The sequence below is a fragment of the Gemmata algarum genome (assembly GCF_034097035.1).
Classification (GTDB): domain Bacteria; phylum Planctomycetota; class Planctomycetia; order Gemmatales; family Gemmataceae; genus Gemmata; species Gemmata algarum.
The window spans coordinates 32,829-55,240 of record NZ_JAXBLV010000184.1 but is presented as its reverse complement, the minus strand read 5'-3'; the positions used below and the strand labels follow the sequence as shown (position 1 = coordinate 55,240).

Genomic DNA, 22,412 nt, shown 5'->3' with positions numbered 1-22,412 from the left:
TATCTCAACCGCATGTCACGAACACTCACGGCCCGCTGGGTCTTCCCGGTGGGCGGACCGCCGCTCGCGAACGGCACCGTCACGGTAACCGACGACCGTATCAGTGCGGTGCTACCCCGCGGTGCGCGCTCCGCCGACGAAGACCTCGGAAACGTCGCGCTCGTCCCCGGCCTGGTGAACCCGCACACGCACCTCGACTTGAGCGGCGCGCGTGGGCTGATCCCGCCGACCGGTCCCGACCACTTCACCGACTGGCTGAAGGGCGTCATCGCGTACCGGCGGACGCGAAGCACCGATCAAACGCAGGCGGACATTCGCGCCGGTTTGGCCGAGTGCCTGAAACACGGCACCACGCTCGTCGGTGACATCGCGAGCGAGGGCGCGAGCTGGGACGCGCTCGCGCAAGCGCCGACACGCGCCGTTGTGTACTTCGAGAAACTCGGCTTGTCGCAAGAACGCGTCATCGCCTGCTTACAGCAGTACTCATCTTGGCTTCGCGATCTTCCCAAGAGCCATCCGACCTGTCGCCCGGCGCACAGCCCGCACGCGCCGTACAGCACCGACGGTGGCATCCTTATAACGGCCCACTTGTTTCATGTGCCGGCGGCGATCCATCTCGCAGAAACGACCGCCGAAGCCGCGCTTGTGGAGCGGCGCGAAGGGCCGTTCGTCGCGTTCCTCCGGCAACTGGGCATCTGGCGCGACGACCTCGGCTTCGCTGACTGGGATCTGATTGTTCGCTCCACATCCGCCCAGTTCTTCACCAACCCCGCCGGCTACACGGCGCCACCCGTTCTGTTGGTTCACGCCAATTACTTACCCGCCAGCTTGCCATTCGGGTCGAACCACTTTGTCTGTTACTGCCCGCGTACACATGCCGCTTTCAGCCACCCGCCGCACCCCTTCCGGGAGTTCCTGGCGCGGGGCGTTCGTGTGTGCCTCGGCACCGACGGGCTCGCTTCAAACCCGGATCTCGATGTCCTGAGCGAGGCGCGGTTCGTGCGGTCGCGTTACCCAGACTTCCCGGGGGCACAACTGCTGCGGATGGTCACCCTCTCGGGAGCCGAAGCGCTCGGCTGGGCCGACGAAACGGGCAGCCTCGAACCCGGTAAGAGTGCCGACCTCGTCGCCGTGCCGCTCCCGGACACCGATCACGCCGACCCGCACGAACTGCTGCTCGCGGAACACCCCGGCGAGCGCCGAACGATGTTCCGTGGCGCCTGGAGGTCCAGCACCCCGTAGGGGTGCGGTCGTAGCCCCTTTGTCGTTTTCGTTGGGCCGTCACAGGACGGAGCCGTGAACACAGTACACCGTGCTGGAGTCGAACCAGCCAACCGGGTTTCGTAGACCCAGCGCCGCAACCGTCGGACGGTGCCTTTCGGAGCGATGCGAGCCCCGAACCGGCCGAGTTATGGACAGCAACCGCGAGATGAGGTTCGTGCTTGCCGGGAATTTGTTCTCGAGCCGAACGGCGCGTCACTGTTCCCGCGCAAGCGGGCGCGGTCGGTGCGTTCAACGAGCAGAATGGCCGGACGGACCCGGCCCGACGAGGAGAGCTCCCGTGCTCCGCAAGCTCGTACTGGCCTGGGTGATGGCAGCCGGCTCGGTTGGTGGGTTAAGCGCGGCAGCGCAGCCGGCACACGCCGGCGAGTCAGGAAAAGTTCAATTCCAGGTGCTCGTTCAAAACGGATCGGGCTGGCGTGTCTGTGGCACATACCCTGACCAGAGCGAAGCCCGGCGGAACGCCCTTCGCCTGTGCCAGGAGGGAAATCGGGTGCTAATTCAAGAGGTTGTGATCGGCGGCAAGAAGTGAACAAAAAAGGACCGGCAGCTAAATTACCGCACCGTCGCCCATTCAGTGCGATAACCGCTGCCGGCCCGATGGAACTATACGCACCGCCGCGCTCCGTGTCACGTGTTTATCGCGGTAATTATTGATAATCGATAAGCCCGTCAGAAAACCCGACACCTTCGCTGGCAGCGATTCGCATCTCGGTTACAAATCTACCATCAGGAAATAATCAGGTAAAATCTCAAGACGCGTGAAAGAACGTCCGCAGGACGGGCTCAGCCGGGCTATCTGACCAAAAGCACAGTACACGCACCGCAAGCAAAATCGAGTAGGCCACTATTGGGCCGGAGTCGGTTCGCGGGCGGATCATACCTCCATCGGGTCCTCCGACCTTCTTCCGCTCCCGTGGGCTCGTCTCGGACCGCATTCAGATCCCCGTCGGCACGCCCGAGCCGGTGCCATCCAACGTGCGGGGGTTCGTCCCCGACCGCCCGATCACTCACATCTGAAAACAATACAGATCATTCATTCTTACAACCGCAACTTCCCTGAAAATAGGGCCGGATTTTTTTCAGAACTCTTTCCGCGACGACCCGCGATTTAGGGGAGATGGTGATCGGGTGCCGGCCAGCTTGAGCGTCATCCGCTCAGTGGCCCGATCGTTTGGGGGCCGCAGTTTGGAACGTGATCCATCCGCTTAAGTGGCTGCGAAACGCAATAAAAAGAAACGAGCCGCCGGGGACCACCCCCGACGGCTCGTTCCGCCCAAGCCTCCGACGGTGTCCCGCTGACACCGCCGGGGTTGCCATGCCGAAAGTCTATAATGCACGTGGTGTGCCAAAATGCAGCGGACGGGTGCGGCGAGCGCGCCGACGGACGTTCAGGGCTCACTCCTCGCGCTCGCCCGGGGTGTCACTCTTCGCCCCTGCGGCGATGTGTTTGGGCACCTTCACGGGAGCGATGTTCCACGCGAGCCCCACGAGCTGCAACGCACGCACAAAGGTGAACGTGAGGTCCAGCTCCCACCACCGGTGGCCCTGCGAGCACGCCCGCGGCGCCGCGTGGTGGTTGTTGTGCCACCCCTCGCCGTTCGTAAGCAGCGCCACGACCCAGTTGTTGGTGCTGCGGTCGCCGGTGTTGTAGCTTCGGTAGCCCCAGCGGTGTGCGGCCGAGTTCACCAGCCAGGTGATGTGCCACACGTACACCGTTCGCACCACCACCGCCCACAGGAACCACTGCACCCCGAACTGCACCGCCCCCGCGGCGGTGTCGGCGAACAGGAACCCGGCGGCGAACCCGAGCGCGGCGAGCGCGGCCACGTGCGCCGCCCACACGAGCAGCCACCGCTCGCCGCGGTGCAGCCAGCGGAGGAACTTGTCGCCCATCAGGTCCGGGACGTACCGCGCGTAGGTGTCCAGTTTTTGCCGCCGCTCGTCGGCGGTGTAGATCCACTCCATGTGGCCCCAGTAGAAGTGTTCCTGCGGGCTGTGCGGGTCGCCCTCGTCGTCGCTGTGCTGGTGGTGGATGCGGTGCGTACACACCCACCACAGCGGCGACCCTTCCAGGCTGCACACGCCGCACAGCACCCACAGCCGCTCCAGCGCTTTCGGGAACCGCGCGGCGGAGTGCGTCAGCATCCGGTGGTAGCCGAGGTTGATGCCGAGCGAGCCGAAGACGAAGTTCCCGATCAGCACGACCGGGATGCCCCACCACGCGAACGTGTACGGCAGGAACGCGAGCGGCACCAGCAGGTGCATCGCGACGATGGCCGCGACGAACCAGAACACCCGCCGCTTGCGGGCTTTCGCTGCGGGGGCCGCGGGCGCGGTCGGTCCCGGGGCTGGCGGGGCGGGGGCGGCGTTCGATGCGGGAACCGTACTCACGAAGTACCCTCGAGGACTGGGCGCGAGTTGTTGCGGGCCGGCGGGGGTGTAGTCAGAATAATACCCGCGTGCAATTCCGTCCGTGCGAATTCCCCTCTCCCCAGGTACCCGAAGGGCTCGGTTATGTCGTTCAGCCCGATGGAACTGATGATCTGCTGCGCCGCCCGCGAGCTCGAGGACGGAAAAACCGTCGCGGTGGGCACCGGGCTGCCCTGCGCCGCCGCGATGCTGGCGCAGCGCACCCACGCGCCCAACTTGGTCGTCCTGTTCGAGGCCGGCGGGGTCGCGCCGCTGCTCCCCACGATGCCGGTGAGCGTCGGGGACAGCACCACGTTCCACCGCGCCGTGCTCGCGACCTCGATGGCCGACGTGATGCAGTTCTGCCAGCGGGGTCTGGTCGATTACACGTTTTTGAGCGGCGCCCAGATCGACCCGCACGGCAACCTCAACTCCACGGTGATCGGCCCGCACGCGCGCCCCAAGGTGCGCCTCCCCGGCAGCGGCGGCGCGAACGACCTCGCGTCGTTCTGCTGGAAGACCCTGATCGTAATGAAGCACGACGCGAAGAAGTTCGTGGAGAAGCTCGACTTCCTCACCACCCCCGGGTACCTCACCGGCCCCGGCGCGCGGGAGGCCGCGGGGCTGCCGGCCCGCACCGGCCCGCACCGCGTCATCACCGACCTGTGCGTGCTGGACTTCGCCCCCGAGTCGCGGCGGATGCGGGTGCGGAGCCTGCACCCCGGCAAGACGCTGGATCAGGTCCGCGCCGCGACCGGCTTCGCGCTCGACGTGTGCGACCCGCTCGGCACGACCGTCGAGCCGAACGCGGAGCAGTTACACATCTTGCGCACCGAGGTGGACCCGGGGCGGTACGTTCTGGGGCGGGCGGGGTGAGCGCTACCGCGCGTCCGCCGCGCCGACGAGCCGCGCGCCGAACCGGTGGCGAAGCGGGGCGAACAGCGGTGCGTTTCGGTCCCCGGGAACGCCGAGCAGGTGCAGGCCGTCGAGGTGCGGAGAGGCGTTGAGCAGGTCCACCACCCAGGGCGAGAAGTCGAACCGAGTGAACCGGAGCACGCGGAGTTGACGGAGCCGCGGGGAGTGCGCCACAGAGTCAACCACCCGCGCCAGACCAAGGTGGCGCTCGGCCCACAGTTCGAGTTCGACCCAGCCAGGGTTCCAGTCTCGTTCCAAGAAATCGGCGACTGGGTGATTCTCGGACACGCGCAGGCACAGGCTCCGAACCCAGGGCAAGGCGGCGAGCCGTTTGTACCGGTCCAGGAACGGCTCGATCGGGGCCGTAAGCGCCTCCGGGAAGCCCCGCCGGAACGCCCACTGCGCCTCGGCGAACTGCGGAACCCGCAGGTCTGTGAGCCACCGTCCGCGGTTCCGCTCCTCCAACTCGGCCTCCCGCATCAGTTGCGCCTCGTCCCCGTCTGGCAAGCACTGAAGCCGGATGAACTCGGCGCGCTCGGGCCGGCCGTGCTCGTCGAGCCAGTCCGCGTACACCAGCCGCGGCGTGTCCTCGTCCGGGTGCGCACCGATCGCCGCCAGCAGCGCGGCCTCGTCGTCGCTCATGCCGTACCCCCGTGGCGCCGTCGGCGCCGGTGACCATCTTACGCACGGCGCATACAGAGCTTCAGGCGCGGCCCGAACCGTTGCGTGAGGGTTTCAGGGACGGCGAGCGCCCACGGGGCCGCCGCTGAAGCAGCGCACCCGTGCAGGTGCGGCTCTCTGACGCCGGTCAGCGGCGCGCACAGGAGCGATACTCGACGGTCCACGTGCGGCCCCGGTGGTCACCGGCCTTGGTAACCATCATCTCATGGGCGTGGACATTTTCCCGAACCCCGACCCAGCGTCAGTCGCTGTCCAGGTCCGTTGGTGTGGTACAACTCTTTTGAAGGTTCAGGCGGCGGCCTGCGTAGCTCTTACACGGCGGTACACGACGGCAGCAGGGTGTTCTGCGGCCCGAACGGATAATCGGGTTCCGTAAATGGTTCACGCTGCCATACCGGGGCCGGCAGGCAGCGTGTGGGTTTCCTGATTCCGCGGGCCGTCAGGCAGACCGGCCGGGGCGCGGGGCCACGGGTTCGCGCCGGCCGACCACCTTGGTGGTGTGCATCAGGTAGACCAGTTCGAGCAGGGTTTCGGTAACGGGACGGGCGGGCTTGCGGGTGGCCTTCGGGGTCTTCTTCTGGGTGGCGTTCATCGGGACATCCTGTGCGGGTGAGGGCGGCGTCCGTTCGGTGTTCAACATCTGCACGCTGCGTGCCGGGCCGCACGGATTGAAAAAACGTGTTCCGCCGGCGGGGATTTGAGTTCGGTCCGCCAGCGTGTCGGGCTTCCGCTGGCTTCTGGCCCGGCCGGGTTCGGCCGGTCGGCGCCGGTACTGACTGAGTCACGGTCCGGTGGGTGCGGCGCATTGCGCATGGCGCGCGTCGTACACTTCGCCGACGGCAAGCCCCATGACGGACTGAATCGCGTTACGAGGAACGAGCCGTGAGGCGGACGCGAACCGTTACCCGGACGCGACGGTGGCGGTCGGCGGTTCGATCACGGGGACGCGCCCGTTCGCGGGTCAAACTTTGCGGCGGTAGTGGGCGGTACAGAAATGGTGCCACTGACCGTCGTCTCCGAGGAACCGCGACGTGAGGATGCGGTGATCCGGGGCCACGATCTCGATCGCGTCCTTGTACTTCGCAGTTTTGGTCGGGTCGGTGAAGTTCGGACCGTCGGCGTCGAGCGTGAGCACCTTGCCGGCCGCGTCCAGTTCCCCCTCGTACACCCAGAGGTTGGTCATCATGGACCCGATAAACGTACCCACGAACTTCTTCTTGGCCGGGTCGTAGCCGAGCGTCATCACGGTCCGGGCCGGGGAGCCGTCGGGCATGACGCTCGTGCCCTCGCACTGCACCCATACGCCCAGCGAGCGAACGGTTTCGGTGCCGGTGGGTTTGGTCGGCGACTGGTCCGGCCCGCCGTCCCCCTTCATCTCCATTACCCACTCACCGACCAGTTGCTCCAGCCACTTGTGCTCGTGCTGTGGTTCCGCGTGCATGGCAGCCTCCGTTGGCGGGCGAAGTGGGGAGGGTAAGAGGCCACTTCGGGCGTGTCGATGTCAGCAGCGGTTCTCGAAGGGAGGTCACGCCGCGATTCGCGCCCGTGGAACATCCGCGGCTCCACGACCTCGCGGCTCCGCGGACCGCAACCGCTTCCGGGCGCGAGCGGCCTTAATCCCAAAAGTTGAACACCACATCGCCGACCCGAATCATCCCCCGTTCGGCCAATTTGCGCCAGTACTTGAGCTGGTGCAACTCGCCACGCCCTAACTCCGCGCACATCGGCTCGGTGACCGGCCGCTCTAACTCCTCGCGGGAGAGCACGCGGTACCGGCCCAGCGCGGCGAACGAACTTCCCACCGGGTCAAGATCCACGAATTTCAGCAGGCAGCCCCCGGGCACCAGCGGGCGGCAGAACCCCACCCAGGCGTGAACCTTGTTGAGCAGCGCGGTGACCTCTCTGTCCGGCAGCACGAGCATCTGCGTCATGAAGCTCGTGAACCGGACGTCCAGCACTTGCGGCCGGTCCTCGACACGCCCGTGGAAGGGAGCGACCACGCGCCAGCAGTCCGCGCGGAAGCTTCGCGGATCGGCTTCCGCGTGCCCCTTTGGGACGTTGAAGCCGGTGATCCCACGAGGAAGTATCACCCGTGCCCTCCGCAGCCGAACTTAAAGAGCCAACGGTCCGGCCCGATGGTGTAAGGCGAATAGCTGAAGACCGGTCAGCCGGCCGGGGTAGGTGCCGCCACGACGCCCCGGGCGACCCACGCGGCGACCACCCCCATGTACTCCTGCCACAGCTCCGGGAAGCAGGTGACGCTCGGGATGTGGTTCACCTCCAGCAGGTACGGACCCGACTCCGACATCATGTAGTCGTTGGCGATGATGTCCAGCCCCAGCCCCCGTTGAACGGCCCGCGTGTCCGCGACCAGTTCCGGGTCGGCCGGCATGAACGCCGCCCCGCACCCGTGGACCGACTTGAGCCACCCCGGCCCGGCGAGCCGGATCTGCCGCGGCTCGCCCACGATGACCAGCCGGACGGCCTGGCCCGTGACGAACGGCTCGAACAGCGTCGGCTCGGTCGCGGCCACGAGCCAGCGAACCGCTCCTTGTTCTCGCCGCAGTGCCAGTTGCCCCACTTGGCGACGCTCTCCACCTCGGCCGCGTACTCGCCGTGCGGGGAGGCGAACCCGCGCGGCCCGCCGCCGAACCGGGTGTGCTTGAGGGCGCGGACGAGGCACGGCAGCCGGAGCCGGCAGTCCATCATGGCCATCGGGTTCGGGAAGCACGGCCCGCCCCACAGGGCCAGCCCGGCCAGGAAGTCCAGGTCGTGCTCGAAGATGCCGTGGAACACGACCCGCGACACCCGCAGGTACCGGGCGCGGCGGGGCGCCTCGACGAACAGGTGTCCCCGCTCGACGACGATCTTGGGCAGCATCTCGTGGGCGACGCACTCGACCGGCAGCCGCTCGGCCAGCGCCGCGGCGTCCGGCGCGTCGAACCCGATGAGGAGAATCCGCTCGTCCATTGCTGCCCGCCTCGAAACGCCGCCGGCAGCCGAACGATTCGCCCGGCCGGCCGGCCGCGCTCGCCCGAGCGCGGCGTATACTGGACACCGCCCGTGGGCGCCGGTTCGGGCGCACGGCCGCGCACCGGCGCCCGATGCGGGCTGTCGCCCCAGGGTCCTCGGCAGCGCGTGAACCACTTCCGGTACGAGCAGGCTAGAAACCGCCGCGACGGCCCCCATACTACCGCGGGCCTGATCTCGCGAGCCGAGAGATTGGTATTGCCTGCAATCATCTATCAGCCAATTACTGACGTGACTGATGACGGCAATCCCAGCCTGCCGACTTGAAACTACTGGTACCCGCTTCCCGCTCTTGCGCCGTTCCCAGTTACCGAGATAGTGAGCTGTGCCGGGTCTCCTTGCGCCACTTGCCAAATGAGTACGCGGCCCGGGAGGTCTCACGGGCGGGGTCTTTGGGGCTCCGGGAATCGATTTCTTTGGGCGAGCGCGCGAACTGCGGGACGTTTCACGTGTCTAGTCGTTGCCGCACCGCGAGGTGAGGGCGGTTCGGGAGCCGAACGTGTGACGCACTCACCGGGTGGTCGCAAGCCCCACAACCGCCAAGCCGCAGGTGGTGCGATTGCGCCTGAAAATGTAAGTCCGGAAGGGCAAGCCGATGGGCGACGGCACCGGTCTCGAAAACCGGCGAGCGACGAGCCTTGCGGGTTCAACTCCCGCTCCTTCCGCTTAATCGTTTTCTGGTCGCTGGGAGTGCAAAGCTAAAAACCTGAGCGGAGGCGCCGACACGCTGGATTGAGCTCCGCACGATTGAACACGGCCTCGTGGTCCAACGGCTCACGACGCGCGGATCACACCCGCGAGACGAAGGTTCGACTCCTTCCGAGGCCACTCGCGGCACCCCGCGAACCGGTTCGCTCACAACTTTCTTGCCCCCCGGGCCACCGAATGCTGCTCGACATTCTGCGGAACCCCGTCACAAGCATCCCTTACGCGGCGCTGGCGGCGCTCAAACAGCACTCGCGCGCCGGGTTCCTCCTGGAGACGGCCGACTCCGACTTCAACTGGCAAAAGTACGCGGGCGCGGGGTTGTGCGAGTGCGTGCCGAAGCGCGACCACCCCGAGCAAGCGCTCTACTCCTGGTGGCCGGCCGGCGACCGGGCGCGCCGGGCCACGATGAACGGCTACTTCGACGTGCGCTGGAACGGTCGCGCGCTCGAGCTGCTTCAGATCCAGTACGAGTCCGCGTGCGGCTACAACACTCGGGTCTGGATCGGTGCGGAGGACGAAGCCGCCGCGCAGGCGTTTTTTGCGGCGGTGTGCCGGTGGAACGCGCCCGTCCGCGACGAGGTGTTCGTGTACCAGGAGGGCTCCTGGACCAAGGACGCGGACCTGTACCGGTCCATCCAGTCGTCCCGGCTCGACGGCCTGATTCTTCCGCCGGGGCTGAAGGACGCGATCCGCGCCGACGTGGCCGCGTTCTTCGAGGCGCGCGACCGGTACCGCCAGTTCAACGTGCCGTGGAAGCGCGGGCTCATCCTGATCGGCCCGCCGGGCAACGGCAAGACCCACATGATCCAGGCCCTCATCAACGACCTGAAGAAGCCCTGCCTGTACGTGAAGAGCCTGAAGTCCCGCTACCAGAACGAGGACCTCAGCATCCGCGAGGTGTTCGAGCAGGCCCGGGAGTCGGCCCCGTGCGTTCTGGTCCTCGAAGACATCGACGCGCTGATCGACGGCGAGAACCGGTCGTTCTTCCTGAACGAACTGGACGGGTTCCGGAAGAACGACGGGCTGCTCACGATCGCCACCACCAACCACCCGGAGCGGCTCGACCCCGCGATCGTGGACCGGCCCAGCCGGTTCGACCGCAAGTACCACTTCGACCTGCCCGCGGAGCCCGAGCGGGCCGCGTACCTCCGGTGGTGGAACCGGCAGTTCGACGGGGCGCTGCGGCTCACCGACGGCGGCCTTGATGCGGTCGCCGGGGCGACCGCGGGGTTCTCGTTCGCCTACCTCAAGGAGCTGGCGCTCGCGGCGACGATGGCCTGGGTGAACCGCCCGGAGGTGCCGATGGACGAGCTGATGGCGGCCCACGTCGTGCTGTTGCGGGAGCAGATGGCGAGCGCCCGGCCGCAGCCCGGTACCCCGGCCGCCCCGTGAGCCGGCCGCGGCTCACTTCGCGACGTCGCACACGAGCGTGGCGTAGCTGCGGACCTCGTCGTACTTCTTGCCCGCGTGCTCGCCGGATTTCGCTTCCGTGTGCCTCGCGGACACCCCGTAGCGCCCCGTCGCGTCGAACGCGGGGGTGTAGCCGTCCTTGTCGGTCGTCACGGCCTTCTTGCCGCCGGACGGCAGCATCACGGTGACCTCCGACCCGGCCAGCGGCTTGCCCGCCGCGAGCACCTGGAACCGCACCGCCCCGGCCTTGCCGTCCGCCGCCACTTCCAGTGCCAGCTTCGCGCCGACCGGCTTCGCCGTCGCGGTGCCGATCGCGGCCTTCGGGAGGTAGACGAGCTTGAACGGCTTGGCGTCGCCCTTTTGCAGCACCCCGTAGTCCGTAACGCCGTACACGACGCGGTCGCCCGAGCCGGGGACGTTGACCGCGTAGAACCCGTCGTCCTTCTTCCACTCCAGCGCCGATTCCTTGCCGCCCGCGTCGCGGAGCGTGAGCTTGGTGTTCGCGATCTTCTCGATGTTCACCGCGGGGTCCGGCTCCAGGCCGTCGCTGAACACCACCTTCGCGGAGTCCCCCTTCGCGTCCGGGACGACGAACGGGAAGTGCGCCCGCGCCAGGCCCGCGGCGGACAGGGCGACCACAACGGCTCCGAGCATCCGGTACATGCTGCTTCTCCTCGTGTGAAGGCGATCCGAGCGACGGCAAGAAACGTTGTAGTGCGCGGGGGCGCGGGCCGGCTCACGCCGGGTCGCCCGCCGGGCGGACCAACAGGTCGGGAACGTCGTGCGCGGCCCCGCGGACGGTGACCCGCTTGAACGGCCACTCCGAGGGGGGCGTGACCGGCTCGTAACCCGTTTCGGTCACGATCACGGTGTCGGCGCACGCGGCGGGGCCGACCCGCGGCTGCCACACCACCGCCTGCCCCGCCACCAGCGGCTCGTCGGCGCCCGCCCGCCGCAGCTCCTCGGCCGCGAACCGGCCGGCCCCGTACCCGGGCTGGCTCAGCCGGGCGTCGAACTCGAACGGCGTGTTCGCGAGGAGCGTGCCGGTCGCGTCCGCCACCGGCGCGACCGCGATCCCGGGCTGGGTGAAGGAGCGGTACACCGCGGCCAGCTTCAGCGCGAGATCGAACCCGGTGCGGAACTCGTCCGGCGGCGGGCCGAAGGTCACCGTTCGCGCCGCGGTGGCGTACAGCCCGTCGCGCTGGCCGGTGGCCTGGATGGTGCAGGTGTGCCGGACCGGCGCGGCCGTGAACCCGGCGCGCCGGAACCGCGCGCCCCGGGCGTCCGCGACCACGCTCAGCACGGCCGGCTCGATGCCGCGGTGCAGGAGCCGGTGCCCGAGCTGGCCCGCGACCTCCTCCTCGCTCTCGTGCCGGTGGAACCCGCGGGCCGTGGCCTCCACCGCGTGCGCCACCCCGGCCCCCAGCTCGCGGTACTGCTCCTGCTCGAACGGCGACAGGGCGCGGAGCAGCGGCCGCAGCCGGTCGTTGGCCATCGGCACGTTCGGGAACGGCCGGTCGGCCGCCACCGTCCGGCCCGTCGTGACGTTGAACAGCAGCTCCGAGCGGCCGCCGTCCCACGCCCACTCCTTCAACTGGAACCCGAGCCGGTCGAGCTCCTCGTCGAAGAGCCGGTGCGTGTCCACGTTCGAGCACAGCAGCCACCGCTGCCGGCCGTTGGTGAACACCCCCGGGCGCTCGGAGTCGGCGATCAGCCCGCGGGCGGTGAGCCCCGCGGTGAACCACGCCACGTGCGCCGGCATCAGCAGCACCGCCGCCTCGCACCCCATCCCCGCGAGCACCTCGGCGACCAGCCGCTGCTTCGCCTCGACGTCGGCCCGGCGGTGCGCGAGCCGCGCCGTCACTTGATCTTCTGGAGCCATGTGGTGATGACCTTCGACACCTCGGCCAGTTGGGCGCCGGAAACCTTGTCGGCCGTGTCCGACAGCTTGTGCCAGTGGGGGTAGTCGAAGTCGATCACGTCCACGGTCGGGATGCCCGCCCGGTTGAGCGCGAGGTGGTCGTCCTGCACCTCGTACCCGCGCTCGTACCGGAACGACCGCGCCCCGACCGCCTTCGCCGTCCCCCAGATCTGGTCCACCAGCGGCTTGGCGGACTCGTAGGAGTAGACCTCCACCCGCAGGTCCGCGTCCTTGCCGGCGAACAGGTCGAACAGCACGCCGGCCTCGTACTTGAACTTGCGCTTGTCCTTCGACTTCAGGTACTCGTCGGCGAAGTGGTCGGAGCCGATGAAGTACCGGTCCCCCCCGCCCATGCGGTTGGTCTCGAACACGTACTCCTCGCCGTCGAACAGGACGAAGTCGACCCCGTACTCGCACTTCAGGTCCTTCATGTGGTGCCCCAGCTCCATCAGGAACGCGACCCCGCTGGTGCCGTCGTTGGCGCTCACGAACGGCTTGGTCCAGTTCTTCGGGTTGGCCTCCTGGTCGGCGATCGGGCGGGTGTCGTAGTGGGTGCAGAGCAGCACCCGCTTCGCCTTGTCGGGGTTCCACGAGGCGACGAGGTTCACGAAGTCGGTGTCGTCCTTCCGGCTCTTCTGGCGCGCCTTGAACTCCTGCCGGGTTACGGTCGCGCCGAGGCCCTTGAAGTGCTTCTCGACCAGCGCCTGCTGCTGCTTCATCCCGTCGGTGGCGCTGATCCGCGGGCCGATGTCGCAGAGCTGCTTGAGGTACTTGAGCGCCCGGTCCGGGTCGAACTTGACGCCGATGTCCTTGTCGGCCCCGCCCCCGGTGCCGAACTCGGTTTTCTTCTGCGGGTCGGCCCCGTCGTCCAGTGTGGGGAGCTGGGCCTTTTGCGGCTCGGGGCCGCTGCACCCGGTGAGCCACCAGAGCGGGCCGACGCCGCCGACCGCCACCAGCACCAACCCGAGCGCCCAGCCGAACGCCTGGCTCATGACTCCCTCCGTGTGGAAAGGACCGACCCAACCGCCCCCGACGGTTCGGGAGCGCGCGGCCCCGCCGGGACCGCGCGGGTCGGCGCCGCGCCGACCCGTCCCCCGCCATTTACCCGGGAGGGGCGTGGGGCCTCTCTGCCCCGCTTTGCACATCTTACCGACGGCGCCCGCGGGCCGCGAGCGGGCGTGTAAAGAGTGCGGCGAATTGTAAATCTTCCCCTTCACATCGCCCCCGCGCCCGGGCATACCGCCCCTCTACTTCAGCAGCCCACACCGTGAGCAACGGGTGACAACGGGAGCGGCCTGTGCGCCGTGTTCCCGCCGCTCCGGGCGTGCCGCCCGCGCGGCCGGGGCCGGTGCCGTCGGTTCCACCGGCGGGGCAGGGCGCGGGGTTCGGGTCGATCACGGGTTTCGGTGATTTTGTTCGATCACCAGACACGCCGCGGTCGATAGTGCATTTAAGCGCCGGAGCGTACCCGCTCGGCGCTTCGGGGGACGGGCGAGCCGGTGGTCAGTGCAACGGTTCGGGGGGGGCGTTTCGGGAACATTCGGCACGACACGTGCGCTGCGGTAGGGGAAGCCGCAGCCGCCGGTCGCCGAGCTGAACCCGGCTCAAAAACGCACCCATCTGACCGTGTGCCCGCAAGGGGGGCGCAGTTCTCGGGCCGGCGCGGCGACGCGCGGCCCGTGTCCGGCGTGCGGGCTTAAGCGACCCATCGCCTTGCCGCTCATCAGGGAGGATTTGATCGTGACCCAGACCGAGACGGACATCCAGACCGTTTGGCTGGAGTACCGCGAGCGCCCGACCGTCGAGCTGCGCAACCGGCTCGTCGAGCGGTACCTGTCGCTCGTGAAGTACAACGCCGAGCGCATCTGGTCCCGCTTGCCGGACGGCGTCGAGCTCGACGACCTGATCAGCGCCGGCGTCTTCGGGTTGCTGGACGCGATCGAGGCGTTCGACCTGACCCGCGGCGTCAAGTTCGAGACGTACTGCGTGCCCCGCATCCGCGGCGCCATGCTGGACGAGCTGCGCACGATGGACTGGGTGCCGCGCCTGGTCCGCAGCAAGGCGTCCAAGATGGAGGCGGCGCGCAAGCAGCTCGAGGCCGCCCTGGGCCGCCCGCCGAAGCCGGAGGAGCTCGCGGAGAAGCTGGGCATCCCGCTCGAGCAGCTCGAGTCGTACGTCGGCGACGCGACCGCGGTGAACCTCGTCAGCCTCAACAAGAAGTGGTACGAGACGGACAGCTACAAGGACGTCCGCGAGATCGACATTCTCGAGGACAAGAAGGCCGAGAGCCCGACCGGGCGGCTCCAGAACCGCGACCTGATGAAGCTCGTGACGCGGGGGCTGAACCGCAACGAGCGGCTCATCGTCATCCTCTACTACTACGAGGAGATGACGATGAAGGAGATCGGGGCGACGCTCAACCTGAGCGAGTCACGGGTGTCGCAGATGCACTCCAGCATCGTGGCCCGGTTGCAGTCGCACCTCGCGAAGCGCAAGGGCGAGTTCAATGACAACTGAGATGGGCACGGGAGATATGGGGCGGAACCGGGCCAACGCCCGCTGATGCCGCCCCGTGCCCCGTGACCGTTCGCCCCGTCTTCTTTATTCCGCACGGTCTGGCCCCCTGCGCGAACGAACGTACCGGCGTCAGCCACGCCGTGCCTCGTCACCTCCCGCCCGCGCACGTACAGGAACCGCAATCTCGCTCCGTGTGCCGCGGCCCTGAGCCCAGCGGCCGCGGCCGCGGCCGCGGCCGTAACGGCTCTCACGGCACGGCCCTCATGCGTCCACGTCCCACACGACCAGCTTGCCGTCGGCCCCGGCCGCGGCGCCGAGCAGCCCGTCGGCGCTGAACGCGGCGGCGCGGATCTCACCGATCGCCCACGCAAACGACCTCAGCTCGGCCCCGGTGGTCGGGTCCCAGAGCCGCGCGGTGCCGTCCGCGGACGCGGTCAGCAGGGTGCGCCCGTCGCTCGACCAGCACGCCGCCCACACCGCGTTCGTGTGCCCCTGGCAGTGGACCGGAGGGCCGTCTCCGTCCGCCGGGTAAACGGACAGCGTGTTGCGGTAACCGACCGCGAGCCGGGCGCCGTCGGGCGAGAACTTCACCGGGCCGTGGTGCCGGGAGTGCGTGTGCGTGAAACTGCGGGCCGCGGTCCCCGTGGCCGGGTCGCACAGCTCCACCTTAGCGAGCTCGTTGGTCGCCAGCCGCGAGCCGTCTGGGGCGAAGTCGAGGCAGGCGGTGTGGTCGGTGCTGATGACCGGGCTCGCCTGGCGCGGGCCGGGGCCGCTCGCGGCATCGGCCCAAACGCACACGCCCGAGGCCCCGGCGCCGGACGCTCCCGGGTTCGGGCCGTGCCCGAGCGCGACCTCATAGTACGGGCCGCTCCAGCGCCGCTGCCCGACGAGCGTTGCCACCGGGGACCAGTCCGCGGTGCTCCAGACGCACACGGACATGGACAGCCCGGCGGCGAACAGCGGCGCGCCGGACGCGAACGTCACCGACCACGCGGCCCGGTCGGTCCCGGGCGGCGTGAGCTTGCGCACCAGCTCGCCGGTGCTCGGGTTCCAGAGGGACACGAGCCGCCCGGTGCCGGTCGCGGTGGCGAGTAAGCCCCCGTCGGGGCTGAACGCGAGTGACCGGATCCGCCCCCTGTGCGCCTGCCACACGAACATGGTGTGCTCCGCGTGTTCGGTCAGCCGCTCCAAAAACGGACGCCGGGCATTGTACTACGGCGCGTCGGCGCGTCCTGTGACACGCCGGGAGGCACCGGAGCTGGGTCACTTGTCGCTCAACCGTAGCGCCCCCAGGCTTACCACCGCGACCGCCGGTAAGGTGTTGAGTTCCGCGTTCGGGGCGAGGAACTCCGGGAACCCGGCTCGCGGTTTCTTTTTCCCGGCCAGCGTCAACTTGGTCCGCCCGTCGCCGGTGAAGTGCTCGGACGCGCCGAACAGCCGCTCTACCAACTGGCGGTACACCCAGTCCGCCCCGCCCGCGTCCCGGAGCGCGGCGTACTCGATACCGCGCACACGCTTCTTCCCTTCGTTCGGGAAGCTCGCGATGAACGCCGCCTCCTTCTCCGAGCGGAACTGGAACTTGGTCGGCTGGAACGTGTCCCTCTCCGGCCGCACCACGAACCGCTCCTTGTCGGACGTGCTCCGGTCGGCCAGCGCGAACAGGTTGTCCCACGTGGACGGGAACACGCGCCGGTCCCAGTCGTCCGGGACCGCGTCGGCCTTCGGGTCGGCCGCGCGGACCGTGTCGGGGTACGCGAACACCACCGCCACCTTCTCCACGCCGGTCTCGGCGTCGATGATGTCCTCGGGGTCGTAGCCGATGGCCGACAGCACGCCGAGCAGGTCGCGGCCGTAGGCGGTCTCGGGCACGGTCAGGAACACGATGGGTCGGGTGCCGAGCCAGCCGGCCGGCTTCAGGTCCGCGCCCACCGCGTACTGCCGCGACAGCACCCGCAGGTACACGCCGTCGGCCTTCGCGGCGCCCGGGTCGAGCGGCTTCTGATCGGTCGCGAGGAGCTTTTCGACGTGCGGGCGCAGCACCGCCGGCACGTCGGCCGGCGCGGCCGGGTACAGCAGCTTGCGCGGGCCATTCGCGGCGGGTTGCCCCAGGACCGACGGGGCGAGGGTGAGCCAACAGGCGAGGGCGAGAAGCGTTCGTGACACGGGAGCCTCCTCGGAGTGGGGCGGGCGCCCCGGGAGGCGTTAGTCTAACCGCACGCGCGTGCGCTCACCAGCGTCACGCCGTCTGCTTCGGCGGCGCGAGCAGTTCGCGGTCGATCTTCGGCGGGAGGGCGAACGCCTGCGCGACGGCCGCGATCGGCTCCCCGAGTTGCGGGATCTCGGCCTCTGCGATCCGCCCGACCCGCTTCGCCGCGGCGTACACGAGGGTGGGCACCCGCTCCGGCGGCAGCCCCATGATCCGCGCGCCGGTGGCGTCCACCGCCACCGGGTCCATCCCCATCACCAGCACGCCGGCGTGCTTCGCGGTGCCGTGCAGCGGCCCGTCGCCTTCCATCCCGATGATGCCGTCGATGATCGACAGGTGCGCCGGGTGGGTGCAACTGATGTCCACGATGCTCTGCGGGATGCCGCGCCAGTGCAGCTCGTTCTTCGGCCACCCGTAGCAGATGCCCGGCAGCGTGCCGAACAGGTTCTTGAGCGACAGCGTGACCCCCGCCCAGTGGTGCATCTTCAGCTTCGGCAGCGAGACGAGCACGTCCGCCCCCAGCACCGTGCGCGACATGTACAGGTGGTCGAGCTTGGTGAGCCGGCCGAGGTTGAGAACCTTGACGGGCTCGTCGTGGTTGATGTCCAGGAACCGCACGCCGTGCTTGTCGAGGACGGCGCCCAGGCCGCTCTCGCGCACGAGGAACTCGACGTTGCGCCAGTGCCCGGGGCCTTCCGCGACGATGATCTCGGCCGCGCCCTCCTGCTTGCAGAGGGTGATGACGGCGTCCACGACCCGCGGGTCCGTGTTGATGACCCGGTCGGCCCGGTACTCGACCAGGTTCGGCTTCAGCACCACCCGCTTGCCCGCGAGCGGCAAATGCGGGCGGAAGTGGGCGAACTGCGCCGCCAGCACCTCCGCGAGCGGCTCGTCGTAGGACGCGGCCCGCGCAATGTGGACCGCCGACGTGGGCGGGAGCGGCTTCAGCGCGCCGAGCCCCGCGACCATCGCGCCGCGGAACTTGGTCGCGACCTTCGCGAGGAGGCCGCCCCCGGCGGCCGGCGGGGCCGCCGCGGTCGCGTCGAGCGGGCTGGCCGGGTGCGCACCGTACCGCAGGCGCATCGGGTTCGTGCCCGCCACCGCCAGGGCCGCGAGTGCGAGCCGGTGGACGGTGACGTTCGGGTCCGCCGCCAGGGCCGCGATCTTCTTGTCCAGTTCCGGCAGCAGCTCGCGCGTGGCCGTGTCCGCGTCGTGAACGCCCAGCGCGATGCGCGCCCAGGCCAGGTGGTCGAGGTCGTTTGACTTCGCCGCGTGGACCCGCAGGTACCCCACGGCGGCGTCCACCCGCGGGTGGGCGACCGCCCCCTGCACCGCGAGCAGCATGAGCGCGGTCGGCCCCGGGATCGGCTCGGTCGCGGTGCCGAGCACCACCCGGTTCCCGTAGTTCACGCCGCCGCTGTCGAACGCGCGGTCGAGGAGCAGCTTGAGCCCCTGCTGGACCCGCGGGTGCAGTTCCAGCCCCGCGGCCCGCAGCGCGAGGCACGCCCACGCGGTCGGCTCCACCCAGCCGAAGTTCGTCGCCGCCCAGGGCCACCCCACGAGCGACAAGTCGATGTCGTTCTCCATGTCGGCGGTCTCGGGCACCGCCTTGACCGCCCGGCTCTCGGTGCCGAGCACGCGCGCCACGGTGGGCTTCACCTGCTCCGGCCCGGCGCCGAGCGCGAGCTGCGTGAAGAGCGTGATGGCGGTGGGCCAGCCGGCCTCGGGGCGCGCGCCGGTGAGCTGGTAGCCGCCGTCCGGCTGCCGGTGCCGCTCCAGCGCCGCGAGCCCGTTCGCGATCGGCTGCGCGAACGGCTCGCGCGCGGTGCTCAGCGCCAGCAGCGCCAGGCAGGTCGGCTCCGGGTGACTGGCCGTGCCGGCGGTGTACCCCCACCCGCCGTCCGGGTTGACCGCCGCGACCAGGCGCGCGAGCAAAGGGTGCGATTCGGACACTCGACGATCTCCGCGGGACGGGCGATACCAGTTTATGCCACGCGGCGGGGCGTCCGGCCACTAGAACACCGGAAGGGCTTCGTTCCGTTTGGAGAACAACCGTGCGTGTGGCTCACTTCGACTGCTTCAGCGGGATCAGTGGGGACATGGTGCTCGGGGCCGTCATCGACGCGGGCGTGCCCGCGGACGCGATCCGCGCCGCCCTGGACTCGCTCGGGCTCCCGATCTCGCTCGAAGTCGAAAAGGTGAAGCGGTGCGGGTTCGCGGCCACCAAGGCGACGGTCACGGCGGCCGACCAGGAGGACTACCGGTTCCTGCCGGACGTGGAGGCCATCCTGGCGAAGGGGGACCTCACCGAGAAGCAGCGCGGGCTCGCCGCCGCCATCTTCCGCAAGGTCGCGGTGGCCGAGGCGACGGCCCACGGGATGCCGCTCGAGCGGGTCCACTTCCACGAGGTCGGCGCGCTCGACAGCATCGCGGACATCGTCGGCGCCGCGGTGGGCCTGGACCTGCTCGGGGTGGAAAAGTTCACCAGCTCGCCGGTCCCCACGGGGAGCGGGACGGTGAAGTGCGCCCACGGGATCATGCCCGTACCGACGCCGGGGACCGCGGAACTGCTCAAGGGGGTGCCGCTCGCCCCGTCGGTGATCAAAACGGAACTCACGACCCCCACCGGGGCGGCGATCCTCACCGCCGTGGTGAGCGAGTTCACCGCCGCGCCGGTGCTGACGATCGAGCGGATCGGGCACGGCTCGGGGACGAAGGACTTCATCGAGCAGCCCAACCTCCTGCGGCTGCTGGTGGGCACCGCCGCGCCGGCGCCGCGCCCCGCCGAGGAAACGGACACGGTCGCGGTGCTGGAAACGAACCTCGACGACATTTCCCCCGAGATGATCGGGTTCGCCATCGAGCGGCTGTTCGAGGCCGGCGCGCTGGACGTGTTCGCGGTGCCGGTGCAGATGAAGAAGCAGCGGCCCGGGGTGCTGCTGAGCGTGATCTGCGACCCGGTTCACGTGGCCGCGTTCGAGGAGATCCTGTTCCGCGAAACCGGCACGTTCGGCGTCCGGCGCACGTCCGCGACGCGGGCGAAGCTGCGGCGCGAGGCCGTCTCGGTGGAAACCCCGTGGGGGCCGGTGGACGCCAAGCGCGGCTGGCGCGACGGGTTCGAGATCGTCACCCCCGAGTACGAGGACTGCGTCCGCGTCGCGCGCGAGCACAACGTTCCGCTGCGCGACGTGTACGCGGCCGTCCGGAAATAACTGCGGTCGGCGGCCCCCGCCTGCTGACGCAGGCGGGGGTAACGTTGGGCGTCACTTCGCGGTGCGGTACTTCGGCCGGAACCCCAGCTCCCAGAGGAAATCCACCTGATAGAACTTGGGCGTCGGGCTGCCCGGCGCCCAGAACCAGTTCGGGTTCACGGGGCCGTTGTCGCTCTGCCCGTCGGGCCGGAACACCGAAAGGGTCGTCCACTGCGGCGGGTTGCCCCCGCCCAGCATCGCACTGGCCCGGGCGTGGCAGGTGACGCACGACGAGGTCGCGACGAACCCCGCCTCGGTGATCGAGTTGCCGAGGATCGTCGGCCGGCCGGTCGAGTCGGTGAAGTCGATCTGCGCGCCCTTCAGCCGGTAGTGCGTCCACTCCGGGGAAAGCCCGTCCTTCTTCATCCGCTCGAGCAGGACCGGTTTGAGGGCGGTTTTGTACCCCTTGTTCGGCTCGGCGTTCGGCCTCACCACGGCCGGGATCATGCCGTAGCTGTCGTGCGCCCCGATCTCGTCCGCGAACGCCGGGTTGTCTTCCTGCTCGAACGTGGCCCAGTGCCAGTTCGGGAGCACCTTGGAGGTGACGTGCAGCGCGATCAGCCCGACGGTGACCGGCTTTTTCGCCTTCGGGTCGGTGTACTCGTCCCAGTGGTACCGGGGCTTCTCGGCCGGGGTGATGACCTTCCAGAGCGCCTTGATGGCCAGCGAGTCGGTCGGGAACTTGATGCCGGTCGGCGCCTGCGCGGTCTTGATCACCCCCTGCTGGTACCACAGCCCGTTCTTCACCACGTAGTCGAACGCGTGCCGGTTGATCCGCACCTCCTCGCCCCCGGGCGCCCGGTCCCCGGGCAGGTCCGGTAGCGCCTTCAGGTTCGGCATCTGGAGCTTTCGGAGCTCGTGCTGCCGGCTCGGCCGGAGTTGCCGCTGCGGCTTCTGGCCCGGCCACCGCGGCTCCGTGTTCGGGTCGGCGAAGATGTTGTCCTCCTCCGCCCACATCTCCCAGCGCACGTCCCGCGTCCCGGCGCCGGCCGGGCGGCAGATCTCGAGGAACAGGTCCCACGCGAACTTGTCCGGGTCGTTCGCCGCCGGAACCTTGTCCTCCGACGGCTCCGCTCCGGCCGCAGCCTTTTCAACCTGCCCGGCCTTCTCGACGTTCCCGCCTTTCTCGACCTGCGCGCGCACCGCCCCCAGGGCCGCCAGGGCGAGAACGCCACCGGCCAGCCACACCCCATGACGCGTCCACATACGTGCGTCTCCAAGGCGCTCGAGGGACCGACCGGACGAAACGCCCGCCCGGTTCGGTCGTCGAAGTGATATGCATGTCTGAGTACCAGTCCGGCCGAGTTGAAATTTCTTCATATTTCAAGAAAACTTGTGCCGCGCGACCGTGCGTTATCCGGCACGCGGCTTGTGCTCGCGGGTCTTGCCCCCACCGCACCCGAGTTCACACCGCGCGGGGCCAGAATCGCCGACAACGTGTGGCGGCGCCGGGCGCCGCGGGCCGCAGGGGCGCCCCAGCGACCCAACAAACCGGCCCCCGGCCACGGTGGCGCGAGGAATGGCTCTGGGTCGCGGGCCGCGGGCGCGGTATCATCACATTCCATTACGCCCGCAGTTGGGAGAGAACGTGGCGGATAGTCAAACCGGCGCGGCCGAACCGGAGCCGTGGTACAAGGACGGGCTGGCGTTCGAGTGCACCCAGTGCGGCGACTGCTGCACCGGCGCCCCCGGGTTCGTGTGGGTCACCGACGAGGAACTCGCCGCGATCGCCGCGGAACTCGGCGAACCGGTGGGGGAGGTCCGCGACCGCCTCACCCGCCGCGCCCGCGGGCGCCGCACGCTCCGCGAGCGGTCCAACGGCGACTGCGTCCTCCTCGACGCCAAGCGGGGCTGCTCCGTGTACCGCGTGCGCCCCGCCCAGTGCCGCACGTGGCCGTTCTGGGAGAGCAACATAGAGACGCCCGAGGACTGGAAGCGCACCTGCGACATCTGCCCGGGTTCGGGCCGGGGCGAGGTCATCCCCGTCGAAGAGATCTCCCGCCGGCTCAAGGTCATCAAGATGTAAGGTGCCGCGTGGTTCGCAGCCCCTCAGCCGAGAAGAAACAAGAGGTTTCACCGC

General features: G+C 69.2%; 21 protein-coding genes and 2 tRNA genes. 10 read left to right on the top strand and 13 right to left on the bottom strand.

The window, feature by feature from the left end:
* The first annotated feature begins 12 nt into the window (after positions 1-12).
* Both R5W23_RS17145 and R5W23_RS17140 read left to right on the top strand, forming a co-directional pair.
* Entirely contained in the window at positions 13-1,242 is a 1,230-nt protein-coding gene (locus R5W23_RS17145; protein WP_320687348.1) for an amidohydrolase family protein, read from the top strand.
* Positions 1,243-1,561: 319 nt separating this feature from the next.
* Positions 1,562-1,813 (top strand): hypothetical protein, encoded by a 252-nt coding sequence (locus R5W23_RS17140; RefSeq protein WP_261187288.1) that lies wholly within the window; start codon positions 1,562-1,564, stop codon positions 1,811-1,813.
* An 866-nt stretch (positions 1,814-2,679) separates the two neighbouring features.
* Here R5W23_RS17140 and R5W23_RS17135 read toward each other — a convergent pair.
* Positions 2,680-3,675, bottom strand: a complete 996-nt coding sequence (locus tag R5W23_RS17135) for an acyl-CoA desaturase (RefSeq protein ID WP_261187287.1) — start codon at positions 3,673-3,675, stop codon at positions 2,680-2,682.
* Between the two features lie 123 nt (positions 3,676-3,798).
* On the opposite strand from R5W23_RS17135, the gene R5W23_RS17130 reads away from it, so the two are divergent.
* A complete protein-coding gene (locus tag R5W23_RS17130) occupies positions 3,799-4,569 on the top strand; it encodes a CoA-transferase subunit beta (RefSeq protein WP_261187286.1) in 771 nt (256 codons plus the stop codon).
* Positions 4,570-4,572: 3 nt separating this feature from the next.
* On the opposite strand, the gene R5W23_RS17125 is transcribed toward R5W23_RS17130, so the two are convergent.
* The 5 genes from R5W23_RS17125 to R5W23_RS17105 form a co-directional block, all read right to left on the bottom strand.
* Positions 4,573-5,250: a TIGR02996 domain-containing protein gene (locus R5W23_RS17125; RefSeq protein WP_320687347.1), complete on the bottom strand. Its 678-nt coding sequence runs from the start codon at positions 5,248-5,250 to the stop codon at positions 4,573-4,575.
* A 478-nt stretch (positions 5,251-5,728) separates the two neighbouring features.
* Positions 5,729-5,881 (bottom strand): hypothetical protein, encoded by a 153-nt coding sequence (locus R5W23_RS17120; RefSeq protein WP_261187284.1) that lies wholly within the window; start codon positions 5,879-5,881, stop codon positions 5,729-5,731.
* Between the two features lie 369 nt (positions 5,882-6,250).
* The gene (locus R5W23_RS17115; protein ID WP_320687346.1) at positions 6,251-6,730 is read right to left on the bottom strand and encodes a DUF1579 domain-containing protein; all 480 of its coding nucleotides are present in this window, start codon (positions 6,728-6,730) and stop codon (positions 6,251-6,253) included.
* A gap of 172 nt (positions 6,731-6,902) precedes the next feature.
* Entirely contained in the window at positions 6,903-7,379 is a 477-nt protein-coding gene (locus R5W23_RS17110; RefSeq protein ID WP_320687345.1) for a hypothetical protein, read from the bottom strand.
* 74 nt (positions 7,380-7,453) lie between these two features.
* Complete coding sequence (locus R5W23_RS17105; RefSeq protein WP_320687344.1) at positions 7,454-7,822, bottom strand: ATP-grasp domain-containing protein; 369 nt, start codon at positions 7,820-7,822, stop codon at positions 7,454-7,456.
* Between the two features lie 239 nt (positions 7,823-8,061).
* Here R5W23_RS17105 and R5W23_RS17100 point away from each other — a divergent pair, with 239 nt between their 5' ends.
* The 4 genes from R5W23_RS17100 to R5W23_RS17085 all read left to right on the top strand — a co-directional run bounded on the left by R5W23_RS17100 (position 8,062) and on the right by R5W23_RS17085 (position 10,419).
* The gene (locus R5W23_RS17100) at positions 8,062-8,586 is read left to right on the top strand and encodes a hypothetical protein (RefSeq protein ID WP_320687343.1); all 525 of its coding nucleotides are present in this window, start codon (positions 8,062-8,064) and stop codon (positions 8,584-8,586) included.
* A 314-nt stretch (positions 8,587-8,900) separates the two neighbouring features.
* Positions 8,901-8,984 (top strand) — tRNA-Ser (locus R5W23_RS17095).
* Between the two features lie 90 nt (positions 8,985-9,074).
* Positions 9,075-9,147: transfer RNA gene (locus R5W23_RS17090), tRNA-Val, on the top strand.
* A gap of 57 nt (positions 9,148-9,204) precedes the next feature.
* Positions 9,205-10,419 carry an AAA family ATPase gene (locus tag R5W23_RS17085; protein WP_261187280.1) on the top strand — a complete coding sequence of 405 codons (1,215 nt, stop codon included), beginning with the start codon at positions 9,205-9,207 and terminating at the stop codon, positions 10,417-10,419.
* A 12-nt stretch (positions 10,420-10,431) separates the two neighbouring features.
* Here the strand turns inward: R5W23_RS17085 and R5W23_RS17080 are convergent, their stop codons facing one another.
* The 3 genes from R5W23_RS17080 to R5W23_RS17070 form a co-directional block, all read right to left on the bottom strand.
* A complete protein-coding gene (locus R5W23_RS17080; RefSeq protein WP_261187279.1) occupies positions 10,432-11,100 on the bottom strand; it encodes a DUF4198 domain-containing protein in 669 nt (222 codons plus the stop codon).
* 73 nt (positions 11,101-11,173) lie between these two features.
* Positions 11,174-12,319, bottom strand: coding sequence for a M24 family metallopeptidase (locus R5W23_RS17075; protein ID WP_261187278.1), 1,146 nt, complete (start codon positions 12,317-12,319; stop codon positions 11,174-11,176).
* A complete protein-coding gene (locus R5W23_RS17070) occupies positions 12,298-13,350 on the bottom strand; it encodes a M28 family peptidase (RefSeq protein ID WP_261187277.1) in 1,053 nt (350 codons plus the stop codon). The genes R5W23_RS17075 and R5W23_RS17070 overlap by 22 nt, the downstream gene beginning before the upstream one ends.
* Positions 13,351-14,092: 742 nt before the next feature.
* On the opposite strand from R5W23_RS17070, the gene R5W23_RS17065 reads away from it, so the two are divergent.
* Positions 14,093-14,875 carry a FliA/WhiG family RNA polymerase sigma factor gene (locus R5W23_RS17065; protein WP_407936140.1) on the top strand — a complete coding sequence of 261 codons (783 nt, stop codon included), beginning with the start codon at positions 14,093-14,095 and terminating at the stop codon, positions 14,873-14,875.
* A gap of 261 nt (positions 14,876-15,136) precedes the next feature.
* Here R5W23_RS17065 and R5W23_RS17060 read toward each other — a convergent pair whose 3' ends face one another.
* The 3 genes from R5W23_RS17060 to R5W23_RS17050 form a co-directional block, all read right to left on the bottom strand.
* Positions 15,137-16,033 (bottom strand): WD40 repeat domain-containing protein, encoded by an 897-nt coding sequence (locus R5W23_RS17060; RefSeq protein ID WP_320687342.1) that lies wholly within the window; start codon positions 16,031-16,033, stop codon positions 15,137-15,139.
* A gap of 105 nt (positions 16,034-16,138) precedes the next feature.
* Entirely contained in the window at positions 16,139-17,038 is a 900-nt protein-coding gene (locus R5W23_RS17055) for a hypothetical protein (protein ID WP_320687341.1), read from the bottom strand.
* A gap of 73 nt (positions 17,039-17,111) precedes the next feature.
* Entirely contained in the window at positions 17,112-19,034 is a 1,923-nt protein-coding gene (locus R5W23_RS17050; RefSeq protein WP_320687340.1) for a DUF362 domain-containing protein, read from the bottom strand.
* Between the two features lie 101 nt (positions 19,035-19,135).
* On the opposite strand from R5W23_RS17050, the gene larC reads away from it, so the two are divergent.
* A complete protein-coding gene (gene larC, locus R5W23_RS17045; RefSeq protein WP_320687339.1) occupies positions 19,136-20,293 on the top strand; it encodes a nickel pincer cofactor biosynthesis protein LarC in 1,158 nt (385 codons plus the stop codon).
* A 51-nt stretch (positions 20,294-20,344) separates the two neighbouring features.
* Here the strand turns inward: larC and R5W23_RS17040 are convergent, their stop codons facing one another.
* Entirely contained in the window at positions 20,345-21,538 is a 1,194-nt protein-coding gene (locus R5W23_RS17040; protein WP_320687338.1) for a hypothetical protein, read from the bottom strand.
* A 382-nt stretch (positions 21,539-21,920) separates the two neighbouring features.
* On the opposite strand from R5W23_RS17040, the gene R5W23_RS17035 reads away from it, so the two are divergent.
* A complete protein-coding gene (locus tag R5W23_RS17035; protein ID WP_320687337.1) occupies positions 21,921-22,358 on the top strand; it encodes a YkgJ family cysteine cluster protein in 438 nt (145 codons plus the stop codon).
* The last annotated feature ends 54 nt before the right edge of the window (positions 22,359-22,412 follow it).

Excerpts from the sequence above, each read along its gene's own strand:
- R5W23_RS17145 (WP_320687348.1), top strand. The coding sequence starts at position 13 with ATGTCACGAACACTCACGGCCCGCTGGGTCTTCCCGGTGGGCGGACCG.
- R5W23_RS17130 (WP_261187286.1), top strand. The coding sequence starts at position 3,799 with ATGTCGTTCAGCCCGATGGAACTGATGATCTGCTGCGCCGCCCGCGAG.
- R5W23_RS17125 (WP_320687347.1), bottom strand. The coding sequence starts at position 5,250 with ATGAGCGACGACGAGGCCGCGCTGCTGGCGGCGATCGGTGCGCACCCG.
- R5W23_RS17120 (WP_261187284.1), bottom strand. The coding sequence starts at position 5,881 with ATGAACGCCACCCAGAAGAAGACCCCGAAGGCCACCCGCAAGCCCGCC.
- R5W23_RS17115 (WP_320687346.1), bottom strand. The coding sequence starts at position 6,730 with ATGCACGCGGAACCACAGCACGAGCACAAGTGGCTGGAGCAACTGGTC.
- R5W23_RS17085 (WP_261187280.1), top strand. The coding sequence starts at position 9,205 with ATGCTGCTCGACATTCTGCGGAACCCCGTCACAAGCATCCCTTACGCG.
- R5W23_RS17080 (WP_261187279.1), bottom strand. The coding sequence starts at position 11,100 with ATGTACCGGATGCTCGGAGCCGTTGTGGTCGCCCTGTCCGCCGCGGGC.
- R5W23_RS17075 (WP_261187278.1), bottom strand. The coding sequence starts at position 12,319 with ATGGCTCCAGAAGATCAAGTGACGGCGCGGCTCGCGCACCGCCGGGCC.
- R5W23_RS17070 (WP_261187277.1), bottom strand. The coding sequence starts at position 13,350 with ATGAGCCAGGCGTTCGGCTGGGCGCTCGGGTTGGTGCTGGTGGCGGTC.
- R5W23_RS17060 (WP_320687342.1), bottom strand. The coding sequence starts at position 16,033 with ATGTTCGTGTGGCAGGCGCACAGGGGGCGGATCCGGTCACTCGCGTTC.
- R5W23_RS17040 (WP_320687338.1), bottom strand. The coding sequence starts at position 21,538 with ATGTGGACGCGTCATGGGGTGTGGCTGGCCGGTGGCGTTCTCGCCCTG.